Annotated in this window: 16 protein-coding genes and 1 pseudogene; 11 read left to right on the top strand and 6 right to left on the bottom strand. The window is 73.9% G+C overall.

The window, feature by feature from the left end; all coding sequences use genetic code 11:
- Positions 1 to 137: 137 nt before the first annotated feature.
- Positions 138 to 482, bottom strand: coding sequence for a hypothetical protein (locus ACIHAA_RS24065; RefSeq protein WP_399820454.1), 345 nt, complete (start codon positions 480 to 482; stop codon positions 138 to 140).
- 341 nt (positions 483 to 823) lie between these two features.
- Between ACIHAA_RS24065 and ACIHAA_RS24070 the strand changes: the two genes are divergently transcribed.
- The gene (locus ACIHAA_RS24070) at positions 824 to 1,378 is read left to right on the top strand and encodes a hypothetical protein (protein WP_399820456.1); all 555 of its coding nucleotides are present in this window, start codon (positions 824 to 826) and stop codon (positions 1,376 to 1,378) included.
- Between the two features lie 169 nt (positions 1,379 to 1,547).
- On the opposite strand, the gene ACIHAA_RS24075 is transcribed toward ACIHAA_RS24070, so the two are convergent.
- The 4 genes and pseudogenes from ACIHAA_RS24075 to ACIHAA_RS24090 form a co-directional block, all read right to left on the bottom strand.
- Positions 1,548 to 1,883: a hypothetical protein gene (locus tag ACIHAA_RS24075; protein ID WP_399820457.1), complete on the bottom strand. Its 336-nt coding sequence runs from the start codon at positions 1,881 to 1,883 to the stop codon at positions 1,548 to 1,550.
- Positions 1,884 to 1,905: 22 nt separating this feature from the next.
- Positions 1,906 to 2,384 (bottom strand): annotated as a pseudogene (locus tag ACIHAA_RS24080) (transposase); the annotation flags it as partial.
- A 7-nt stretch (positions 2,385 to 2,391) separates the two neighbouring features.
- Complete coding sequence (locus ACIHAA_RS24085; protein ID WP_399820458.1) at positions 2,392 to 2,703, bottom strand: hypothetical protein; 312 nt, start codon at positions 2,701 to 2,703, stop codon at positions 2,392 to 2,394.
- Between the two features lie 233 nt (positions 2,704 to 2,936).
- Positions 2,937 to 3,137 (bottom strand): hypothetical protein, encoded by a 201-nt coding sequence (locus tag ACIHAA_RS24090; protein ID WP_399820460.1) that lies wholly within the window; start codon positions 3,135 to 3,137, stop codon positions 2,937 to 2,939.
- Positions 3,138 to 3,416: 279 nt separating this feature from the next.
- Here ACIHAA_RS24090 and ACIHAA_RS24095 point away from each other — a divergent pair, with 279 nt between their 5' ends.
- The 9 genes from ACIHAA_RS24095 (at position 3,417) to ACIHAA_RS24135 (ending at position 19,546) form a co-directional block, all read left to right on the top strand.
- A complete protein-coding gene (locus ACIHAA_RS24095; RefSeq protein WP_399820463.1) occupies positions 3,417 to 4,505 on the top strand; it encodes a BTAD domain-containing putative transcriptional regulator in 1,089 nt (362 codons plus the stop codon).
- Positions 4,506 to 4,537: 32 nt separating this feature from the next.
- Positions 4,538 to 6,859 (top strand): TOMM precursor leader peptide-binding protein, encoded by a 2,322-nt coding sequence (locus ACIHAA_RS24100; RefSeq protein WP_399820466.1) that lies wholly within the window; start codon positions 4,538 to 4,540, stop codon positions 6,857 to 6,859.
- A complete protein-coding gene (locus tag ACIHAA_RS24105) occupies positions 6,849 to 8,789 on the top strand; it encodes a TOMM precursor leader peptide-binding protein (RefSeq protein ID WP_399820468.1) in 1,941 nt (646 codons plus the stop codon). The genes ACIHAA_RS24100 and ACIHAA_RS24105 overlap by 11 nt, the downstream gene beginning before the upstream one ends.
- 82 nt (positions 8,790 to 8,871) lie before the next feature.
- The gene (locus ACIHAA_RS24110; protein ID WP_399820470.1) at positions 8,872 to 10,461 is read left to right on the top strand and encodes a nitroreductase family protein; all 1,590 of its coding nucleotides are present in this window, start codon (positions 8,872 to 8,874) and stop codon (positions 10,459 to 10,461) included.
- Positions 10,462 to 10,736: 275 nt separating this feature from the next.
- Positions 10,737 to 13,430 carry a lantibiotic dehydratase gene (locus ACIHAA_RS24115; RefSeq protein ID WP_399820544.1) on the top strand — a complete coding sequence of 898 codons (2,694 nt, stop codon included), beginning with the start codon at positions 10,737 to 10,739 and terminating at the stop codon, positions 13,428 to 13,430.
- A complete protein-coding gene (locus tag ACIHAA_RS24120; RefSeq protein ID WP_399820472.1) occupies positions 13,427 to 14,497 on the top strand; it encodes a lantibiotic dehydratase C-terminal domain-containing protein in 1,071 nt (356 codons plus the stop codon). The genes ACIHAA_RS24115 and ACIHAA_RS24120 overlap by 4 nt, the downstream gene beginning before the upstream one ends.
- Positions 14,494 to 16,842 carry an ATP-binding cassette domain-containing protein gene (locus ACIHAA_RS24125; protein WP_399820475.1) on the top strand — a complete coding sequence of 783 codons (2,349 nt, stop codon included), beginning with the start codon at positions 14,494 to 14,496 and terminating at the stop codon, positions 16,840 to 16,842. Before ACIHAA_RS24120 ends, ACIHAA_RS24125 begins: the two co-directional genes overlap by 4 nt.
- Positions 16,839 to 17,591, top strand: a complete 753-nt coding sequence (locus tag ACIHAA_RS24130) for an ABC transporter permease (protein WP_399820477.1) — start codon at positions 16,839 to 16,841, stop codon at positions 17,589 to 17,591. The genes ACIHAA_RS24125 and ACIHAA_RS24130 overlap by 4 nt, the downstream gene beginning before the upstream one ends.
- Positions 17,588 to 19,546 (top strand): TOMM precursor leader peptide-binding protein, encoded by a 1,959-nt coding sequence (locus ACIHAA_RS24135; RefSeq protein ID WP_399820479.1) that lies wholly within the window; start codon positions 17,588 to 17,590, stop codon positions 19,544 to 19,546. Before ACIHAA_RS24130 ends, ACIHAA_RS24135 begins: the two co-directional genes overlap by 4 nt.
- A gap of 101 nt (positions 19,547 to 19,647) precedes the next feature.
- Here ACIHAA_RS24135 and ACIHAA_RS24140 read toward each other — a convergent pair whose 3' ends face one another.
- Positions 19,648 to 19,821 (bottom strand): thiazolylpeptide-type bacteriocin, encoded by a 174-nt coding sequence (locus ACIHAA_RS24140; RefSeq protein WP_031179489.1) that lies wholly within the window; start codon positions 19,819 to 19,821, stop codon positions 19,648 to 19,650.
- A 183-nt stretch (positions 19,822 to 20,004) separates the two neighbouring features.
- On the opposite strand from ACIHAA_RS24140, the gene ACIHAA_RS24145 reads away from it, so the two are divergent.
- A complete protein-coding gene (locus ACIHAA_RS24145) occupies positions 20,005 to 21,336 on the top strand; it encodes an amidohydrolase (RefSeq protein WP_399820481.1) in 1,332 nt (443 codons plus the stop codon).
- The last annotated feature ends 19 nt before the right edge of the window (positions 21,337 to 21,355 follow it).

A 21,355-nucleotide genomic window follows, 5' to 3' on the forward strand; every position in this document is an offset into this window, starting at 1 on the left:
TATCATTGGGGCCGATGAGCTTGCGGTCTTTCTCGAAACCGAAGGCGCTGTCGAAAGATTCCGTAGGGCTTGGGGTTGGGCGAATCGTTGTACTTCGGGACGAAGCCGAAGTTCTCGAATCGGTCGGTGTCCGACAGTCAGTGCGCCGCGGATATGACGAGGTTCATGGACGGTGAGTCGACGACGGAGGCGGTGCAGAACCGGTCCTCCTTGCCGCCGGCGCGCGTGACGACGAACACACCGACGTTGCCGAAGCCGCCTGCGACTTCGTGGCTGGGCGCGCGCAGCGCCGGTCCCGTGCCGTTGGTGTCGCCCAGCGGGGCGCCGTCCGGGTCGTCCAGAGGCCGTGCATTGCGCAGTCGCTCGGGCGTCCAGTACGCGTCGAGCTCCTTGGCCTCCCGGAGCTGTTCGGCGTCAAGGGGAGCCGGGGGACGGGGCGTCGGGTCGATACCGAGCGAGCGGTAGTACTCCTCGTCCGACATCCGCGAGGACGCCGGGGCCGGGCTCGGCAGGACGGGCGTCGCGCCGGATGCCTTTGTCAGGGCCTGAAGTGAGGTCGCTGCCGATGGCGATGTCGGGCCGGACGTAGAGGAGTTGGTCCCTGCGGGGGTGTTCGGCGCTGCTGCCGTCGGCGCGGGTGTTGCCGTTGCGGCGATCGCAGGAGCGGCCAGAAGTGCGGTGCACAGTCCGAGTGCGGCAGCACCCAGAGTGAAGCATCTCATTAGTACCTTATGCGCTATCGATGGTTCATCCTCGCCTCAAGCTCACGTAATGGGCGAGTAAAGTACAGGTGATACCAGACTACTGATAAGGGGTGTTTGCCATGTTTCGTGCCGCGCGCCCGCCATTGGTGAGCTGCACAGCAGCCGCCGCTCTGACGCTCGGAGCGTTTGCGTCTCCGGCCTTGGCGGGGCCCACCTCGCCTCCACCCCAGTACGCCCCTTCAGCCACCCTCAACGTCGACACCGGAACCCCCGGGCACGAGGTCGAGGCTCTGTGGCTCGACGAGTGGCGCGACGAAAACGAGAAGACCGTGCAGGTCACGTCGCCGGCGTTTGAAGGCCCCGCGACGCTGACGTTCAACGGCCGCCAGTACGAGGGCAAGGCGCGCCTGCGCCCGGATGTGCATCCCGGACAGGCTCAGGCGCGAGTCGTCACACACGGCGGGCAGGCGGTCAAGAAGGCGGTGTTCTGGATCAGCCCGGCCAAGGCGCCCAGCAATGACTCAAGTTCCATCGACCCGGCCAAGGCGCCGAGCGATGGCTCAAGGTCCCCGGCGTGGCTGATCGGTGGAGCGCTCGTCGTGGCGGGGGCGGGGATGGCGGTGGTGAGACTGCTCGTTGTGCGGCGACGGCGCAAGCGCCCCGTGGCACCGTAAGTATCTGGCGCGGACTGGGGTCTGCCGAGTAGGGCGCCCCTGAACGCCAACGGCTCGGTGGCCCTCACGATGCCGTCGGGGATTGCCTGGCTCTGCTTCAGCGTGTCCGGGAGAGCGCCGGTTCCTCCACCGAACCTGTGGCGTACTTCGTCGGCGCCGGAACGGCTGGCTAGTGTCGTCTGCCGGCTGCGGGCGGCAGTGCTACCACCTTGCCGTACTGGTCGAGTTGCTCGCGCAACGCGCGGTTGTCCAGGGCGAGCGCTTGAACCTGCTGCGCGAGAATGTCGACGGTCCGACGGAGGTCTGCGATCTCCTCATGGCGGGCTTTGCGGGCTTCACGGAGTTCGCCGCTCAGCTCACGGATGCGTTCGCGCAACGTCGCAGGGACATCGGCTCCGCCGCCGCGTTCGTCGACGCGCCGCCGGAACTCCTCCAGAACGTCACAGGCTCGGCAAGTGAGTGTTTCCGAAGGTCGGGCCTGCTGGCCTGCCGAAATGGGTTCCATGGGTGCTGTTGAAGGGGGCTCAGGCGGCGGGTGCGGCGGGCTTCGGCGGCTTCGTCCAGGTGGGTGGCGCCTGCGCGGGTGATGCGACGGGTCATCAAGGTGATGGCGGCCCAGGTGATGAGGGTTTCGGAGTGTTGGATGAGCCGTTCGTAGTCGCGGGCATGCCGGCGGGCGTTCATCATCCAGGCCAGGGGCCGTTGACCACCCAGGCGGGGAAGGATGACGAATCCGGAGGTGTCCTTCGGCCGTGCGACCGTCTTGATCGTGAGGTTGAGGTGCTTCTTTGCCCAGGTCACGAGCTTGTACCGTAAGCGCGGTCGGCCCAATCGTGATCTCGGGGTGCATCAGACGGAGGCGGAAGAGGACTTCCTTCGCCGCGGCGGAGTCGTGGAGGTCGGCCGGGATGACCATGACCATCAGCTGCAGCCCGCGGGTGTCGACCACGAGGTGCCGCTTGCGGCCGTTGATTGTTCCCGTCTGACCTGCGGCGGGGGCCCGCGATGAAGGGTCAGGAGCTGGCGATGAGGTCGAGGGTGGCCTCGATGGAGTTGAGCTGGGCGACAATGTGCTTGACCCACTTGTCGTTCGGGTGGGCAGCGGCATGCGGGGCGACGGTGCCGGTGATGAACCGGCGGAACTCGTTCAGCTTCTGTGAGACCACGACGCGTTCGTATGCCTCGAGTGCGGCCCGGTCGGCGCCGAGCTGGTAGCCGACCTGCCTAGTCCAGGTCAGCGGCGGCCAGCCGCCGGAAGCTGCCTCGTCTTCCCCGAGGTCGAGAACCGTGACCCGGCTACGAGTCCGCACGCAACGACACCACACTCACCTGGCAGTAGACGTGGTGGCGCATGTCGGGTGGACTGTACGGACTCTTCCTGCGGGAACTGTGCCAAGCATGGTCGTGCACCGTCGAATCCCTTCTGGCACCCTGTCAGCACCGCAACCGGTCGGACACGCGCGTTCTGGATGACGGGAGCCTCGGCTCCGTCCCAGGCTGTCTTCTCGCCCGGCCGTCGGCCTGAGTGTCCGAGGGAGCCGCCGGTCCGCCCGGAGCCTCAGGGCCTCTCGGGATAGCGGTCGCGGCCGTTGGGGAGTTCGCCGGAGGTGGACTCCTCCAGCAGGGCGGTGTACTTGCGGGAGAGTTCCTCGTAGCGCTCGTCGGTGTCGGGCGTTCCGCGTGTGCGGCGGGTGAGGAGGTACAGAGCGACCGGTCCGGTGATCATCGAGACCACCGGGATCAGCGGCCACCACGACATGGGTCCTCCCCTGGGTGCAAAGCTCCGGGGGAGCGCCGCGGCACTCCCGCTCCAGGATAGGCCCCTCGGGTCCGCTCGCCAACGGAACGCGCGGCAGCGGGGTTTGTCACCTCAGGCGTCACCCGACGTTTCGCTTCAACCACTGGACGCACGCGTCGATCGCTTCTAAGTTCCCCTCTCGGCATCGGTTTCGCCCGCGTCCCGTATCCCGGCGCGGGCGTCAACGTGCCTTTCCTGCAAGCCCGTTGATGCATCAACCACCGTGCGATGTGAGAGGCTGTGGAGAAGACCGGTGTCCCCGCGCCCGACGGCGCGCTCCCCGAGCGGCACGGCGCCGCGCCCTCGCCCGGCAGCCCGCGGTTCCTGGTGCTCGGTCTGCTGGCCATCACGGACGGCCGCGAGACGGTCGTACTCCAGCCTTCGCGTCCCGCCTCCCTGCTTGCCGCACTGCTGCTCCACCCGGGCTCCGTCGTCTCCTCGGGCTTTCTCCAGCGTGTGGTCTGGGGCAGTCGGCCGCCCGCGGGCGGCAAGTCCGCGCTGCACACCTGTGTCCTGCGGTTACGCAGACTCTTCGTCAAGTACGGGGTCACCGACCATGCCATCGAGGCCGTCCCCGGCGGCTACCGGCTGGATGCCGACGCCGACTCGCTCGATCTGCTCCGGTTCCGCGGTCTGCTGGCGCGGGCGCAGGCCGACGACGATCCGGAGTCGGCCCTTCGGCTGGCCCGGGCGGCGCTGACGCTCTGGAAGGAACCCCTCCTCGGCAATGTCCAGTCGGAGGAACTGCACCGCGACCAGGTGCCGCGGCTGGCCGAGGAGCGGCTGCTCGCCGTGGAGCGGGTCTTCGACGGTGAACTGCGGCTGGGGCGGCACCGCGAGATGATCGCCGAGGCGCGCCGGGCCGTGCACGCCCATCCGGGCCACGAGGGGCTCTCCGCCCTGCTGATCGAGGCGCTGTACCGCTCGGGGCGGCGCGCGGAGGCGCTCGCCGAGTACCGCAGGATCCACGCCCATCTCGTCGGTGAGCTGGGGGTGGAGCCCGGCCCCGGGCTGCGCGGACTGCAACTCGCGGTACTGCGCGGTGAACCGCCCCTCTCGAATCCCGGGCCGCCCCCGGCCGGTACCGCGGCGCCGGGCGGGATGTCCCCGAGTCTGGGGCGGGCCTCTCCGGCGACCCCCGGTGTCCTCGTGCTGCGTTCCCTCGTCGAGGCGGGGCTACTGGAGGAGGGCCCGCCGGGCCGCTACCGCGTCCACGATCTGCTGCGCCTGTTCGTCCAGGCGGCCGGTACCGCCCTCCCGGCCTCCCGGCAGAACGACCCGACGGACCTACCCCCGTCTCCTCCGTCTCCCCCGTCTCCCCTCGGCTGACCGCCCCGCTGCCCTCGGAGGTTTCCGACCCCATGGCCCACACCCCCGCGTCCGACGAGGAGATCGCGCAGTCGCGGCCCCGGATCCGCAAGGACGTGCTCTTCACCCGGACCCCGTCCGGAGTGCTCTTCCACAACGCCCACGGCGGGTTCAACGTCGTCACCCAGTCGGCATACCGGTTCGCCTCGCTGATCGTGCCCCATCTCAACGGGGAGCGCCGGGTCGAGGAGCTGTACGCGGGGCTGGGCGACAAGCAGCGCGCCATGGTGGTCCAGTTGGTGCGCGCCCTCTACGCGCGGGGCTTCGCCCGGGATGCGGGGCCGTTCACCGCCGCGGACGTGCTGCCCCCGGAGGTCGCCGCGCGGTTCGCGCACCAGCTCGACTATCTCGACCACTACGCGGACGACGCGGCCGGGCGGTTCTCCCGCTTCCGTTCCACCGCGGTCGCCGTCCTCGGGGACGACGCCCTCGCCCGGTGGGCGGCGCTCGGCCTGCTCCGCAACGGCTGTGCCGCCGTGGCCGTCACCGGGCAGGACGCCCCGCAGGGCGGGCCGAGCCGTGAACTTCACGGGGTGGAGGGCGTGACCGAGATCGAGGCCGAGGCCGCCGCCCTGGCCGAGGCGGGCTGCGACGCCCGCCTCGCCTTCCTGCCCCCGCCCCCACCGTCGCCCGCGCGCGGCGGCCGTGCGCCCGCCGACGGTACGTACAGCTGGGACGATCTCGACGGCTGGGACACCGTCCTGGTCACCGGCCCGGAGGCCCCCCGCCGCATACTCCGGCTGCTGGACGAGGGGGTGCCCGCCGGGCGGCGGCTGCTGGGCGCCTGGACGTTCGGCAACCGAGCCGTGGTGGGCCCGGTGATGACCGCCGGTACCCTCGGCTGCTGGTCCTGTGCGGCCTTGCGGCTCGGTGCGGGTGCCGAGGCCGCCGACAGCGCCGAGCTCTGGTCCTCCGTCGGCCCCGCCGCCCCGCTCGGCACTCCCCCGCGCGACCTGGGCGGCCCGCTCGCCGGGATGCTGGGCAATCTGCTCGCCTTCGAGGTGTTCCGCCTTGTCACCGGGGCGCTGCCCGCCGAGACCCGCAACCGGGTGATCGTCCAGGACCTCGACTCCCTCGATGTGCTGTCCGAGCCGCTGCTGCCGCATCCCCGCTGCCCGTTCTGCGCGGGGCCGGACAGCGGCACGGCCGGGGGCGGTCCGGTGACCGGCGACCTGCTGCGCGCGTCCCGGGCGGAGGACGGGCCCGCGGCCCTGCCGTCGGACGGGGCCGCCGACGAGCAGGCAGCCCGGGCCGCCCTCGCCGCGCTGGAGGAGCGCGATGTCCTGGTGCAGGAGCGGGCCGGTGTCTTCACCTCGTACGCCGACGAGGACTGGGAGCAGACACCGCTCAAGGTGGGCACCGTGCGGCTGGGTGTCGCGCCGGGACGGGTGCGCCGGATATCGGCGATCGACGTCCATCATGTCGCGGGCGCCCGCCTCACCGCCCTCTTCCGCGCCGCCGAGGTCTACGCCGAGGCCGTCGTCCCCCCGCGGGTGCTGGACGGCGCCGCCCTGGAGGCGGCCGCCGCCAAGTGGGCATGTGTGGCCCCCGCCCGGCTCACCGTCTCCAGCGGGCTCGATGTGCCCGTCGAGCGGGTCGCCCACTGGTGCGAGGCGACCTCGCTGCTCGACGGGCGGACCGTGCTGGTGCCCGCCGGTGCCGTGCGGACCCTGGGCGGCTGGAACGAGCAGGGCCTCTTCGAGCGGACCTCGGCCGGTACCGGAGCCGCCGGGAGCCCGCGTGCCGCACTGACGCGCGCCCTGCGGACCGCCCTCGCGCAGGACGCGCTGTGCGGAGCCGTCCGGCGGTCCGCCCCGGTGCGCGCCGTGGACCCGGGGTCCCCGGTGGACGACCCCGAACTCCTCTTCCTGCTGCGGTCGGCGGAGAACCTCGGTGTCACCGCGGACATCCTCGACCTCACCGCCTGCGGCGCCGCCGTCCTGCCCGTCGTGCTGGCCCGGCACACCGACCGGGAGAGCGGGGTGACCCACTGGGCGACGGGCTGCGGGCTGCGCCGCCGGGACGCGGTGCTGGAGGCACTGCGCGATCTGCTCGGTGCGGAGCAGCTGCGCCGCGCGGGGGCCGGGACCGACACCGGCGACCCGCTGTGGGCCGATCTGGACGCCGCCACCCTGGTCGCCGAAGGCTCCGCGCCCGGGACGGAGGCGCCGGGCACCTGGGCCGCCGTACTGGAGGGCCTCGGCGCGGCGGGCCGGGACGCGTTGGTGGTGCCGGTGGCCGCTCCCGACCTCGCCGCCGGCCGGATCCACGCGGTGCGGGTGCTGCTGACCCGCGGGGAGCGCCGTGCGCACTGAAACGGCGGCGGTCCCGCACCCGCGGACCGGGCCCGGCGTCACCGCCGCCGGGCCCTGGGACGAGGTGTGCGCCGCCCTGACCGCGGCCCTCGCGGAGCGCCCCGGCACCCCGCGGGTCCGGGTCGCGCCGCTCGGGGTGCGCGACGAACTGGCGGGCGAAGCACGGGACTTCGCCCCCGGCGTGGTGCCGGTCGGGCTGTACGGGCATCAGGCCGTGGTCGGTCCGGTCGCCCCGGTCGGCGGCACGGGCTGCCCGCGGTGCCTCGCCCGGCGCTGGCAGGCGGTACGGGCCGGGTTTCTGCGCGAGGCGCTGGAGCGGGGCGGGGAGCCACGCGCCACCGGGATCCCGCCGTGGCGGGCCGCCTTCGTCGTGGACGCGCTCGCCGCGCTCGTCACGGCGGCGGCCCGGCAGCCGCGCCCCGCCCGCCGTCCCTGGGTCTGGCTGCTGGACCTGGAGACCCTTCATGTCTCCCGGTTCACGCTGGTGCCCGACGGGGAGTGCCCCTGCTGCGGGACACGCCCCGACGACACCGCCGAGGCGGCCCGGATCACCCTGGGGCCCGCCCCGAAGCACACCCCGGACGACTTCCGCCAACGCCCCCTGGATGCCTACGACTTGGAGCTGGAGGCGTTCGTCAACCCCGTCACCGGGATGCTCGGGCCGTCCGTCGCGCCCGATCTGGCCTCCGCCTCGACCTCCTCCACGGTCGGCGCCTTCACCACCCGCTCGGGCAGCCAGCTGCGGGAGTGCTACTGGGGCGGTCACACCGGCGGCTACGGCACCAGTGTGCGGGTGGGTCTGCTGGAGGGTCTTGAGCGGTACGCCGGAATGCGGGCCCGCGCCAGGAGGACCGTGCTCACCGCCGCCCTCGACGACCTCGGGGACACGGCGGTGGACCCACGCACCACCGGCCTGTACTCCGACGCCTTCCACGCCGCCGAGCCGGACGTCCCGCGGTTCGCGCCGGACCGCCCGGTGGAGTGGGTGTGGGGCTGGTCGCTGCGCGACGCCCGGCCGGTCCTCGTACCGGAAGTGGTCGCGTACTACCACGCGCCCGGCGGCGCCCGGCGTCGTTTCGTGCAGGAGAGCTCCAACGGCTGTGCCTCCGGCGGCAGCCTCACCGAGGCGGTCCACCACGGGCTGATGGAGGCCATCGAGCGGGACGCGTTTCTGCTGGCCTGGTTCGGCCGGGTCCGGCTGCCCGAGATCGACCCGCGCAGCAGCACCCGGGCGGCGACCCGCGCGATGGTCGACCGGCTGGCGATGTACGGCTACCGCGCCCGCTTCTTCGACACCCGGATCACCTTCCCGGTGCCGGTGGTGACCGCCGTCGCCGAACGCACCGACGGAGGGCCGGGGTTGCTCTGCTTCGGCGCGGGCGCCTCCCCCGACCCGGAGGCGGCGCTCGCCGCGGGACTCTGCGAGATCGCCACCGACTCCGTCAACCTCCGCCGCCGCACGGCCCGCGAGGAGGCCCGGCTGCGCCGTATGGCGGCCGACTTCGACGAGGTGCGCGTCCTGCACGACCATCCGCTGCTCTACGGGCTGCCCGAGATGGGACGCTACGCGGACTTCCTGCTGCGCGGCCGGGACGGCGGGGCGCGGGTGCCGCTCGCCTCACTCGCGTCCGGGCCCGGCGCGGCGCGCCCCGCCGCCGATCTGCGCGAGGACGTGGAGGCGGTGGCCGCCGCCGTGACCGCGCGGGGCTTCGACGTCGTGGTGGTCGACCAGACCGCGCCCGAGCAGCGCTCGCTCGGCCTGTGCACGGTGAAGGTGCTGGTGCCGGGGCTGATCCCGATCGACTTCGGCCAGAGCCGTCAGCGCGGCCCGCTGATGCCCCGGGTCCGCACCGCGCTGCGCGAGGCCGGGCTCCGGCCGGACGACCTGGCACCGGACGCCCTCAACCCGGCCCCGCATCCGTTCCCTTGACCCGCCACGCCCCTCCACCCCACCCCTTCCGGCGCCCGGGCCGCCGGACCCCACCCCCAGACGAGCAGAAGAGGGAGTGACCATGGGATACGCCCATGAGTACGCGACCGCGGTGATGCGGCGGGGCAGGATCCCCATGGAACCGGCCGACTTCGTCCCCGACTGGTCCGACCGCCCCCGCAGGGGCAAGTTCTTCCCCGGAGCCCCGTCCTTCCCGCTGCCCGACGGCGGCTGCGCGGACGAAGCCACGGTCGAGCGCGGGCTGTTCGGGCAGCCGGGCGGCGGCGCCTTCACCCTGCCGCTGCTCGGCGCGATGCTCCGGGACTCCTACGGACTCACCGGGCGCCGCCTGGCCGTGCAGGCCAACACCGATCTGGGCTCGCTGCCCTTCCACGCCCACGCCAACTGGTCCCGCGGCACCGCCTCCGGCGGCGGCCTCTATCCCGTGGGCATCCACTGGATCAGCGGGGCGAGCGGCCCGCTCGCCCCGGGCGTCCACTATTACGACACCGGCCGCCACCGGGTCACCCGGCTGCTGTCGGGCGATGTCACGGGCGAGGTGCGCGCCGCCCTCGGGGATCTCGAAGAGGCCGCCGAGACCGACCAGTTCCTTGTCCTCGGGGTGACGTTCTGGCAGAACTCCTTCAAGTACAACAGCTTCTGCTACCACGCCGTCACCATGGACATCGGCGCCCTCCTGGAGACCTGGCGGCTGTGGGCCCGCGCCCACGGTCTGCGGCTGGGCAGCGCCTTCTGGTTCGACGAGGCCCGGCTCGGGCGGCTGCTCGGGCTGGACCCCGAGTTGGACGGGGTGTTCGCCGTGGTCCCGCTGCGCTGGACGGACGGCACGCCGGGGACACCCGCACCCCCGGCACCCGGCGCCCGCGTCACCCTCGTACCCGACGAGAAGTCCCGGCGCCTGCTGTCCTTCCCGACCCTCGGCCGGATCCATGCCGCCACCCTGGAGGGGGCCGCCGACCGGCCCGCTCCCGGCGTCCTGGACACCACGCTCGCCGCCCCGGCCGGTGTCGGCGAGCGGGTCCCGCTGCCGCCGCCCGTGCCGCTGGACGTCCCCGTGCGCCGGGCGCTGCGCGAACGCCGCAGCAGCTTCGGCCGGTTCGCCGCCACCGTGCCGCTCGACCCCGCCACGCTCTCGGCCGTGCTGCGCGCCGCCGTCGCCGCGGGCACCCTGGACAGCGACGCGGAGACTCCTGGCGCCGCGCCCCTCACCCGGCTCTGCGTTGTCGTCAACCATGTCCGCCATGTGCCCGTCGGCCTCTACGAGTACGACCGGGACACCGGGGAGCTGGTGCTGATGAAGGCGGGCGACCACGGCGCCTTCCTCCAGGACAACTACTTCCTCGCCAACTACAACCTGGAGCAGGCGGCCGCCGTCGTGGTGCCGGTGGCCCGGACGCATGCCGTGCTGGATGCCGTGGGCGACCGCGGCTACCGGCTGGTGAACGCCGTCATCGGAGCCACCGCCCAGTCCGTGTACACCGCCGCGGCCGCGGCCGGTACCGCCTGCGGTGTCGCCCTGGGCTTCGACAGTGTCTCCTTCGAGGAGGAACTCGGCCTGGCGGAACGGGGCGAGATCCCGCTGCTGATCATGATGATCGGCCAGGAGCGGCCCCGCCCCGCCGACTACCGCTACGACATCGTCGCCCCGTGAACCGCGGCCCCCGGCCCGGCGCTCCGGCCGCCCCGGCCGCTCCGACGGTCCGGCCCCCGGCCGCTGTCCCCGCTGGAGCAGACCCCACACGAAAGGAGGCGGGCGTGCGCCCGACCGCCACCACCCCGGGCGAGGACACCGCCACTACCCCGGGCGGAAACACCGCCGCCACGCCGGGCGGGGACATCTCCGCCACCGTCGGCGAGCCCGCCCCCACCCCGGGCGGGGACCTCCCCGCCACCGTCGGCGGACACGCCGCCCTGCACAGCCGGTTCATGCTGCGCGTAGCCGGCCTCCCGGCCGACACGGTCCTCGCCCTGCGCGCCCCCGAGGCGGCCGAGTGGGCCGCGCGGACCGCCGCCGCCGAGGACGGGCTCGCCGTTCTCGGCGCCCGGCTCAGCGACCCGCTGGCGGAGGCGGTCGGCGCCACCGAGGACGCGGCGCTGCGCCGCCGTCTGCTCGCCCTGCGCCGACAGGTCTTCAACAACCGGCTGCCGGACGACCCGGAGGCGGCGCGTGCCCTCGCCGCCGGGCTCGGCTCCCGCGCCGGAGCCGACCTGGCGGACTGGCTGGACGCCCGGGTGGGCTGGGAGGAGATGCGCGCCGAGGGCGAGGCGGTGCTCGGGCAGGCGCTGGCGCGCACCCGGGCCGCCCTGCGCTCCCTGGCCGGTGACGACCGGCTGCGGCGGGGCCTGCTGCTCGCCTCGCCCACGTTGGAGGAGCGGCTCGACGCCTTCGCCGCCGACCGGGCGCCCGTACCCGGCAAGCGGGCCCGCAAGATGGAGCGTTCGCTGCTCTCCTATCTGTACCGGTCCGCCTGCAAGACCAGCCCGTTCAGCACCCTCACCGGCGTCGCCGCGGGCCAATTCGAGGCTGCGGCGCCGGAAGCGCCACCGGCGCCGACCCGGGTCGGCGGGGCCTGGAGAGGGCACCCCCGGATCAATGTCGTGGTCCTCACCCGGCTCGCCGAACTGATCGCGGCCGACCCGGAGCGCCGCGACGATCTCCCGGTGGCCCTCGCCTCCGGCTGGAAGCTCGACGAGGACCGCGTCCGCTATGTCCAGCGCGCCGTGACCGCGGGCGACGACAGCGCCCCGGTGAGCTTCGACGCGGCCCGGGACCGCCTCTTCTTCCTGCGCCGCCATGGCGCCCTGGACGGCATGCTGGCCCTGCTGCGGGACCACGACGGCACCCTGCGCCACGGCGATCTGGCGCGCCGGCTGGCCGACAGCACCGGCGCGGACCGGGAGGAGGCGGGCCACTATCTGACCGCCCTGCGCGACCTGGGCATGCTTCAACTGCCCGGTCTCGCCGTCGGGGTGCACAGCGACGACCCGCTGCACGCCTTCCAGCGGTCGCTGCGCTCCCTGGACCGGCCCTGGGCCGAGGCGCTCGCCGCCCGCCTGGACGGCACCGCCGACATCCTTGCGCGCTACCCGGACGCGGATGTGCCCACCCGCCGGGCCCTGCTCCGCTCGCTCCGCGCCGATCTGCTGGCCCTTCAGGCGGACTTGGGCGCCGACCACCCCGCCCTGCCGCAGACCGTGCTCTACGAGGATGTGTCCGCCGGGACCACCACCGCGGACCTGGCCGAATGGGCCGCTCTGGCGGAGGGCCCGCTGCGCTCGCTGGGGCGGCTGCTGCCCGCGTTCGACGTGGCGCTGCCGCAGCGGCTCACCCTCAAGGGCTTCTTCCTCGCCCGCTTCGGCCGCGGCGGCCGGTGCGAGGACCTGCTGCGGCTGGTGCACGACTTCCACGAGGACATCTTCCGGCAGTACCTCCAGTTCACCGCCGCGAAGGACGACGTCCTGCCGGACGGCGGCCACGCCCCGGAGGAGAACTGGCTCGGCATGCCGGAGATCACCGCCGTGGACACCGCCCGCGCGGTACTCACCGCCCGGGTCCGCGCGGGCTGGTCCGAACTCCCGACGGACGCCGAGGAGTTCGTCCTCGACGACACGGCCGTGGCGGAGGCGGCCGCCGCCCTGGCCGCCGCCGCGCCCGCCTTCCAGCCGGTGAGCCACTTCCTCCAGGCGGCCCGGCGCGACGGCGACCCGCTCGTCGTCCTCAACGACTCCTTCGGCGGCCTCTGCTTCCCCTTCACCCGCTTCACCCATCTCTTCGACGACGGCCCCGGACCTGGACTGACCGCCGCCCTGCGCGGGGAGCTGCGCCGACTGCTCCCGCCGGGTGCGGTGTTCGCCGAGGTCACCGCCGGCGCCGCCACCACCAACCTCAACCTCCACGGCCGCCTCACCGACTACGAGATCGTCTGCCCCGGCGAGCACAGCACCGCCCCCGAGGAGGCCCGCCTGCCCCTGGACGACCTCTACGCCGTCCATGACACCGGCGGCGACCGGCTGGCCCTGCGCTCCCGTCGTCTGGACCAGGAGGTGGTCCCGCTCTATCTGGGCTATCTGGTCCCGATGGTGCTGCCCGAAGTCCCGCGCACCCTGCTGCTGTTCTCCCCGACCGCCCGCTCCGTGCCCGACGTGTGGCGGGGGGTGCCCGCCGGACCCGCGGTGGAGGGGGTCACCCGGCGGCCGCGGGTCCGCCACCACTCCCTTGTCCTCCAGCGGCGCTCCTGGACGGCCGCCGACGGGAGTCTGCCGCGGCGTGCCCGCGACGCGTCCGACGGGGACTGGTATCTCGCCTGGCATCGCTGGCGCACCCGGCACGGGCTGCCCGCCCGCGTCTTCGCGACCGTCCACGAGGAGAGCCCGGACGGTGCGGGCGGCGGCCGGTTCGGCGGCTCCAAGCCGCAGTACGTGGACTTCGACAGCCCGCTCTCGCTCACCGCGCTCGACGCCCTGGTCGCGGGCGGAGGCGTCCGCACCGTCTTCGAGGAGATGCTCCCCGGCGAGGACGAACTCCACGTCACCTCCCCGCACGGCCGCCATGTCGCCGAACTCGCCGTAGAAATGCTGCCCCGCCCGGCCGGGCCGTCCGAGGAGGTCGGCACCCGATGACCGCACCCACCGCTCCCCCGCCCGGCACGGCGGCCGACGAGGCGCCCGGCGACTGGCTGGCCGTGCACGTCTTCTACGCGGCCAGCCCCCGGCCGCTGCTGCTCCAGTGCGTCCGGCCACTGGTGGACGCCCTCACCGAGGAGGGCCTGCTCGCCGGGTACTTCTTCATCAACTACTGGCTGGAGGGGCCCCATCTGCGGCTGCGCCTCAGACCCTCCCGGGCGGAGCACAGCGCCGCCGTCCGGGAGCGGGCGCACACCGCGCTCGCCGCGTTCCTGCGGGAGCGCCCCGCACTGTACGAGGTGAAGGCGGGGTTCCTCGCGGACCTCTACGAGACCCTCTTCACCCTGGAGTACCGCGAGGACCAGCGCGGCGAACTCCTCGGCTCCGACGGGCGGATGAGGCTGCGGCCCAACAACACCTTCGAGGACCGCCCCTACGAGCCCGAGTACGGCAAGTACGGCGGGGCGGCCGGGGTCGCGCTCGCCGAATGGCACTTCCAGCACTCCAGCGACCTGGTCATCGAGGCCGCGCGGACCATGAACCTCCATCTGCGGACGGTCCTTCTCGGGCTGTCCGCCCAGCTGATGATGGTGATGTCGGGCACCTTCCTCCCCGACGACGCCCTGCCGGTCTTCCTCGACCGCTATCACACGTTCTGGAACCGGGCGTTCAGCGGCACCGCCTACACGGCCGACCACGGCTACGACCGCGCCTACGCCACCATGGGTGCCAGCCTCCCCGAGCGCTTCCGCCGCATCCGTACGGCGGTCGCCGAGGGCGCTCCGGAGCGGCTCCCCGGCTTTCTGCGCGGCTGGGCCGCCCACTGCGCCGAACTCCGCGACCGCGCGGCCGGGTTGGCCGCACGCGGCGAACTGGTCTTCCGCGCCTGGGACGACAGCCGGGACATCCGCCCTACCGATCCGGCCGGCGCGCTGCCCATGCTGCTCTCGCCGTATCTGCACATGACCAACAACAGGCTGAGCCTGACCATCCGTGACGAGGCGTTCCTGTCGTACGTCCTCGGCCGCGCCCTGCGCGACGGCGCCTCGGAGGAGCAGGGGTGACCTCCGAGGCCTTTCTCGCTGCCCGGCCGCGGGTGCGCCCCGATGTCGTGGCGGGCCCAACCCTCGTACGGGACGCGGTCCGAGTGCATCTGCTGAAGGACCGGCGCACCGGGCAGCGCCTGGAGGTGGGCGCCAAGGAGCACTTCCTCATCAGCCGCCTGGACGGCACCCGTTCCCTCGCGGAGATCGGCGGGGAGTACGCGGGTGAGTTCGGCACCCGCCTCGGGGAGGCGCAGTGGGGGCAGATGCTGCGGCTGCTGCACGGCCGGGGGCTCCTCGACGGCGCTCCGCCGCCCGCCGCGGCTTCGCCCGCCACGGATTCACCGGGCCGTCCGAACGGCATCCTCGCCGGGCGGACCCGGCTGGTCGCCGACGCGCCCGCTCTGATGGACCGGCTGCACCGCGTCACGGCCCCGGCCCGTCGTCCGGCGGTCCTGGCCGTGCTCACCGCCCTGGCCGTGGCCCTGCTCGGGGCCGTCGCCGTCCAGGCCGGGACGCTGTGGCGGCAGACCGGGGAGAGCGCCCGGCAGCCCGTGCTGCTGCTCGCCATCGGCTGTGTCCTGTGGTGCAGCCTCGCCCTGCACGAGCTGGCCCACGGTCTGTTCGCGCGGGCCTGGGGCGGCCGGGTCACCGAGATCGGGCTGCGCTGGATTCTCGGCGCCACCTATCTCTACTGCCGGGTCGAGGACGTCCAGTTCCTCGGCAGCCGGGCCCGCAAGGTCGCCACCGCCTGCGCCGGTGCCTTCGCCAACCTCCTTTTCCTGGTGCCCTTCTACCCGGTGTGGGCCCTGCTGCCCGCCGGTGCCCAGGCCCGGCCCGCCCTCGGCGCACTGCTGCTGCTCGGCGCCGCAGGCGCCCTGGCCAATCTGCTGCCCCTGCCGCCGCTGGACGGCTACCGGGCCCTCGGCCACGCCCTGGGCGTCGCCCGTCTCGCCGACGGCAGCCGCACCTTTGTGGCGCTCTCCCTGCGCGCACTGCTCCGCCGCGGCCCCGGCACCGGCGCCTACCCGCCCCGACTGCGTCTCCTCTACGGCGGTTTCACGCTGCTCGTCGCCGTGCAGACTGCCGGGCTCCTGGCCCTGTGCGGGGCGGTGCTCCGGAGCGTGCTGCCGGACGACAAGGCCGCCCTCGCCCGGTGGCTTCCGCCTGGCCTGCTCGGCGCCGTCCTGCTGCTGTGGCTGCTCGGCACGCTGGGCCGGAGCCTGCGCACCCGGCGCACCCCGCCGCAGGCGGCCGCGGCGGGGCCGACCCCGCCACCCGATGCGCTTCCGGGGCGCTCCGCCTCGGCGCAGGCGGGCACCGCAGGCGCGGAGCGCGCCCCGGACCCGCCCCTGCACGCCTCGCACCACGCGTCGCACCACGCGTCGCACCACGCAAGGAAAGGCACGATGAGCGGACCCGACAGCGAGACCCGGACCGCCCCCGGGGGCACCACGACCGAGGCGGTCGTCACCGTGGACGGCGTCACCAAGCGGTACGGGGAGGTGACAGCACTCGACGGGGTCTCCCTGGAGGTGCGGCACGGCGAGTTCTTCGGCATCCTCGGCCCCAACGGCGCCGGCAAGACCACCCTGGTGGAGATCGTCGAGGGGATGCGCGAGGCCGACTCCGGCAGCGTCACCGTCCTCGGTACCAGCCCCTGGCCGCGCGACACCGCGCTGCTGGCGCGGATCGGCGTGCAGACGCAGGCCTCGGCGTTCTTCGCCCGGCTCACCGCCGGGGAGCATCTGCGCACCGTCACCGCGCTCTACGGGATGGACCCGGCCGCGGCGCACACCGCGCTGGAACGCGTCGGGCTCCTCGACAAGGAGCGTGCCCGGGTCGACCATCTCTCGGGCGGCCAGCGGCAGCGTCTTGCCGTCGCCACGGCGCTGCTCAACGAACCCGAGCTGATCTTCCTCGATGAGCCGACCGCCGCCCTGGACCCCGAGGCCCGCCGCGAACTGTGGGCCCTGCTGCGGTCGTTGCGTTCCGAGGGCCGCACCATCATCTGCACCACCCACCACCTGGACGAGGCGGAGGCCCTCTGCGACCGGGTGGCGATCATCGCCCGCGGCCGGGTGGTGGCGCTGGACAGCCCCCGCAACCTCATACGGTCCCTCGCCGCACCGGCCCGGCTGCTGCTGCCCGCCGCCCAGCTCTCCCCGGAGGCCGCCCGCGCGCTGGACGGCGTGGACCGGGCCGCCGTGGAGGGCGATGAACTGGTCATCGAGACGGCCGCCGTCAACCGGGTCCTCACCGCACTCGGCGACCTGGTGGACATCGGCACCGTCACGGTGCGCACCGCCACCCTCGAGGACGCCTACCTCACGCTGACCGGAACCGGAACGGAGCACCGCCGTTGAGCGCGTATGCCGCACTGACCAGGGCCACCTATGTCGCGAGCGTCCGCGACCGGACGACTCTGTTCTTCACCTTCGCCTTCCCCCTCGCCTTCCTGGTCCTCTTCGGCCTCATCTTCCGGGGGCAGCATGTCGACGGCGGTCTGTCGTCCATCAACTACATCGCGCCGGGTGTGCTCTCCTGGGGCGTCGGGAACGCGGCGGTGTTCTCGGTCGGTTTCGCCCTGATGCAGTGGCGCCGGGACGATCTGCTGCGCCTGATCTGGCGCACCCCGACCCCGCTGCGCACCCTCCTCGCCTCCCGCTGGACGGTGGCGCTGGGGGTGGCCGGTGTGCAGTCGGTGCTCTTCACGGCCGTCGCCCTGCTGCCGTTCTTCGGGCTGCGCCTGAACGGGCCCTGGTGGGCGGCGGTGCCCCTGCTGGTGCTGGGCGTCACGGCCTTCCTCGCCATGGGGCTGGTCGTCGGCAGTGTCGCCGACACCCCGGAGGCGGTCGCGGCGATCGCCAACATCGTGATGGTGCCCATGGCCTTCCTGTCCGGCTCGTTCTTCCCGGACGACCTGATGCCGGGCTGGCTGCGCACGATCGCCAAGGTTCTGCCGCTGCACTATCTGAACGACGGACTCACCGACGCCATGGGCGGCCGCGGGGACCTCGGCGACATCGCCGTGGACGGTGCGGGGCTCGTGGTGTTCGCCCTGGTCTTCGGGGTGATCGCCACCAGGGTCTTCCGCTGGAGCAACCGGACATGACCACCGCCACCGCTCCCGCGCCGGCCACTGCGCCGCTGGAGGCCGCCCGCGCGGAGCTCCAGGCACGGCTGGCGGCCCGCGCCGCGGCCGCCGGGGCGGCCGCACCGGCCGTGTCCCGCATCGGTGACACCCATGTCCTGGGCGAGACGCCCCGGGTGGCCGTGCCACCGCACACGGCCACTGTCCATCTCACCGCTCAGGCCGTGCTGTTGGGCCCCTGGGGCGGCGCCCCGGACGCCGGTCCCGCCTGCGGCACCTGTCTGGCCATGCGCCGCCAGCGGCTGCGTACCCGTACCGAGCGGGAGGCGCTGGAGACCGGCACCAGGACCGGTTGTGCGGGCCGCTGGCCCGCGCTGCCGGACCATGCGGTCGACGCGGTGTGGGCGCTGCACCGGCTCACCGCCTCCGGTGCCGCCCGGCACACCGCGGACGGCGCGGACGGCGCGCTGCCCCGGGTCACCGAACTGGACCTGGAGACCCTGCGGGTGCGGACCTTCCCCCTCGTACCGGAGCCGATGTGCCCGCACTGCCGCCCCTTCACCGAGGAGGCCGTGCGCGCGGCCGCGGCGGAGGCCGCCGTACTGCCGCTGGTGTCCCGGCCCAAGCCGCACCCGGACGCCGACCGGCTGCGCGGCCCCGATGCCTACCCCCTGCCGGTGAAGGGCCTGGCCAATCCGGTGTGCGGGGTGCTCGGCGGCGGCACCTGGATCGATGTCACCTCGCCGACCACGGCGCCGGTCGCGGGCAGCGTCTTCATGCGGGGCTACGCCGGACTGACCGATGTCACCTGGAGCGGCCAGGCCAACTCCTTCGCCCGCAGCCGTACTCTCGCCTTTCTGGAGGGCCTGGAGCGTTATGCGGGCACGCACCGCCGCCACCGCGCGCCGGTGGTCAGGGCGTCCCTGGAGGAGCTGGGCGGCCGGGCGCTGGACCCGAGGGACTGCGGTGTGTACGGGCCGCGCGCCTACGCCGAGGACCCGATGGTCGAGCCGTTCGATCCGGCGGCACGCCTGCCGTGGGTGACCGGCTGGTCGCTGCGGGACGAGCGGCCGGTGCTCGTCCCGGCCCGGCTGGTGTACTACAGCGCGGGCACCCGCGAGGACAGCTTCGTCTTCGAGTGCTCCAACGGCTGCGCCACCGGCGGCACCCTGGAGGAGGCCGTCCTCTTCGGCCTCCTCGAACTCGTCGAGCGGGACGCCTTTCTGCTCGGCTGGTACGGCGGTCTGCCGCTGCCCGAGATCGACCTCGCGTCGGTGCGCGGTCCCCGGGTGCGGGCCATGGTGGCGCGGGCCGCGCTCCAGGGCTACGACGTCCATGTCTTCGACAACCGGGTGGACCTCCCGGTGCCCGTGGTCACCGGTCTCGCCGTCCGCCGCGACGACGCCCCGGGCAGCCTGGCCTTCGCCGCGGGCGCCTCCTTCGACCCGGAGACGGCGGTGGAGTCCGCGGTCTCGGAGATCCTCACCTACATCCCGCACCTGCCCCGCCAGGTCGCCGAGCGGCCCGGTGAACTGGCCGCCATGGCCGCGGACTTCGACCTGGTCAGACGACTGCCCGACCATGCGGCCCTGTTCGGGCTGCCCGGGATGCGCCGGTACGCCCGCGGCTATCTCGCCCCGCCCCGAGTGACGCCCCTGGACGCGCAGTTCGCCGACTGGGAGAGGCTCAGGCCCCGCACCGGGGATCTCCTGGACGATCTGCTCCTGCTGCGCGATCTGCTGACCGGCGCGGGCTGCGATGTCATCGCCGTCGACCAGACCACCCCGGAGCAGCGCCGGACGGGGCTGCACACGGTCGCCACCCTCGCCCCCGGGCTGCTGCCGATCGACTTCGGCTGGCTGCGGCAGCGGGCGCTGCACATGCCGCGGCTGCGGACCGCGCCGTACCGTGCCGGACTGGTCCCGGCACCGCTGGGCGAGGCCGAGGTGCGGCGGGTGCCCCATCCGTTCCCCTGACCGGTGCGGGGCCGGGGGCCCTTCGCCGGGGAGGTCCGGGCGGCACTGTGGGCCCCGGGGCAGCGAGGTGCGCCCGGGGCCCACGGGACCGGCGACGGACGTCAGGCGGTGCAGGAGGTGGTGCTGGTGGTGCTGGAGCAGGTGCTGGTGGAGGAGCAGCTCGTGGACGAGCCGAGCATGACCTCGCTGGCGTCGGAGTAGTCGGTGATCTCGAAGGTCTCCGACTCCAGGTCCAGGATCTCCTGGGCGAGGGAGGCGAGGGTGTTGTCGGCCATGATGGCTCCTTCTGGGTCCGGGGACATGACGCCGGGCGGGACGGGACGGTCCCGGCCGGTGGTGCGCTGAACCTGCCGGAGGTTTCCGGGCCTTGCGGCAGGTCCCTTTCTACGCGGCCCTGGCGTCAGGGCACTTGCCGTCCGCTGTCACCCCGCTGGCACCCACCTTCAGGAGCCCCGCCCGTGAGCACCCATCGACCCGGGCCGGAGACGGCCACGGACCACGGCCGGTCCCTGCCGGGTCTGGCCGCCCTGCTGGCGCCCGCCGCCGAGCTGTATCTCGACCTCCACCGCCATCCCGAACTGTCCGGCGCCGAGCGCCGTACGGCCGCCCGGTTCGCCGACTGGCTGGAGAGCGACGGTTTCCGCGTGCTGCGGGGCGTCGGCGGCCACGGTGTCGCCGCCGAACTGCGCAATGGCGAGGGGCCCGCCGTCCTGCTGCGGGCCGAACTCGACGCGCTGCCCGTCCTGGAGGAGACCGGCGTCCCCTACGCCAGCACCGCCACCGCTGCCGGTCCGGACGGGCAGCCGGTCCCGGTGATGCACGCCTGCGGCCACGACGCGCATCTGGCCTGCGTGGCGGCGGCCGCCCGTTGGCTGGCCGCCCGGCGGGGGGTCTGGCGGGGCACCCTGCTCGTGGTCGGCCAGCCCGCCGAGGAGACCCTCAGCGGCGCCCGGGCCCTGCTGGAGGACGGGCTCTACGAGCGGATCACCCCGCCCGACGAGGTGCTGGCGCAGCACACCGCGCCCTTTCCGGCGGGGATGGTGGCGCACGCCGACGGTCCGGTGCTGGCCGGGAGCGTCACCCTGGAGGCGCTCATCGAGGGCGACGGCGGCCATGCGGCCGCACCGCATCTCGGCGCCGACCCGCTGCTCGCCGCGGCCGGTGCGGTGACACGGCTGGCCGCCCTGGCCGCCCGCGCGGCCGACCCCGCCGAGCGGCTGGTCGTCACCGCTTCCTCGCTGCGCACCGAGGACTCCGGGCACACCGGGAATGTGATCGCCGCCCGGGCCGTGCTCCGCCTCACCGTCCGGGCCTTCTCCGCCGCCGCGCTGGACCGGGCCGAGTCCGCCGTACGGCGGCTGATCCACGCCGAGGCCGCTGCCGCCGCACGGCCGCCCCGGGTCACCGTCACCACGCTCTCCCGCTCCGGGGTCACCCTGTCCGATCCGGCCGTCACCGCCGCCGTCCGCACCACCCACCGGGAGCTGTTCGGTGCCGCCCGGGTCACCGGCTGGGCCGGGTCCTCGGCCACCGAGGACTTCTCCCTGCTCACCGGCGCGGGAGCCGATCTGCACGGTCGGCCCGGCATCCGGGGCGCCTACTGGATGCTCGGCGCGGTGGGCCCGGTCCAGTGGGCGGCCGCCCCCGGTGCCGACGCCGCCGAGAAGCTCCGCTCCCTGCCGTCCAACCACTCGCCGCGCTATCTGCCCAGCGTGCGCCTCACGTTGGAGACCGGGACGGCGGCCCTGGTGTCGGCGGCACTGGCCCGGTTCGGGCCGCGGGAGCGCTGAGGAGGGCCCGACCACGGCC

The organism is Streptomyces sp. NPDC052040 (assembly GCF_044548405.1).
GTDB lineage: Bacteria > Actinomycetota > Actinomycetes > Streptomycetales > Streptomycetaceae > Streptomyces.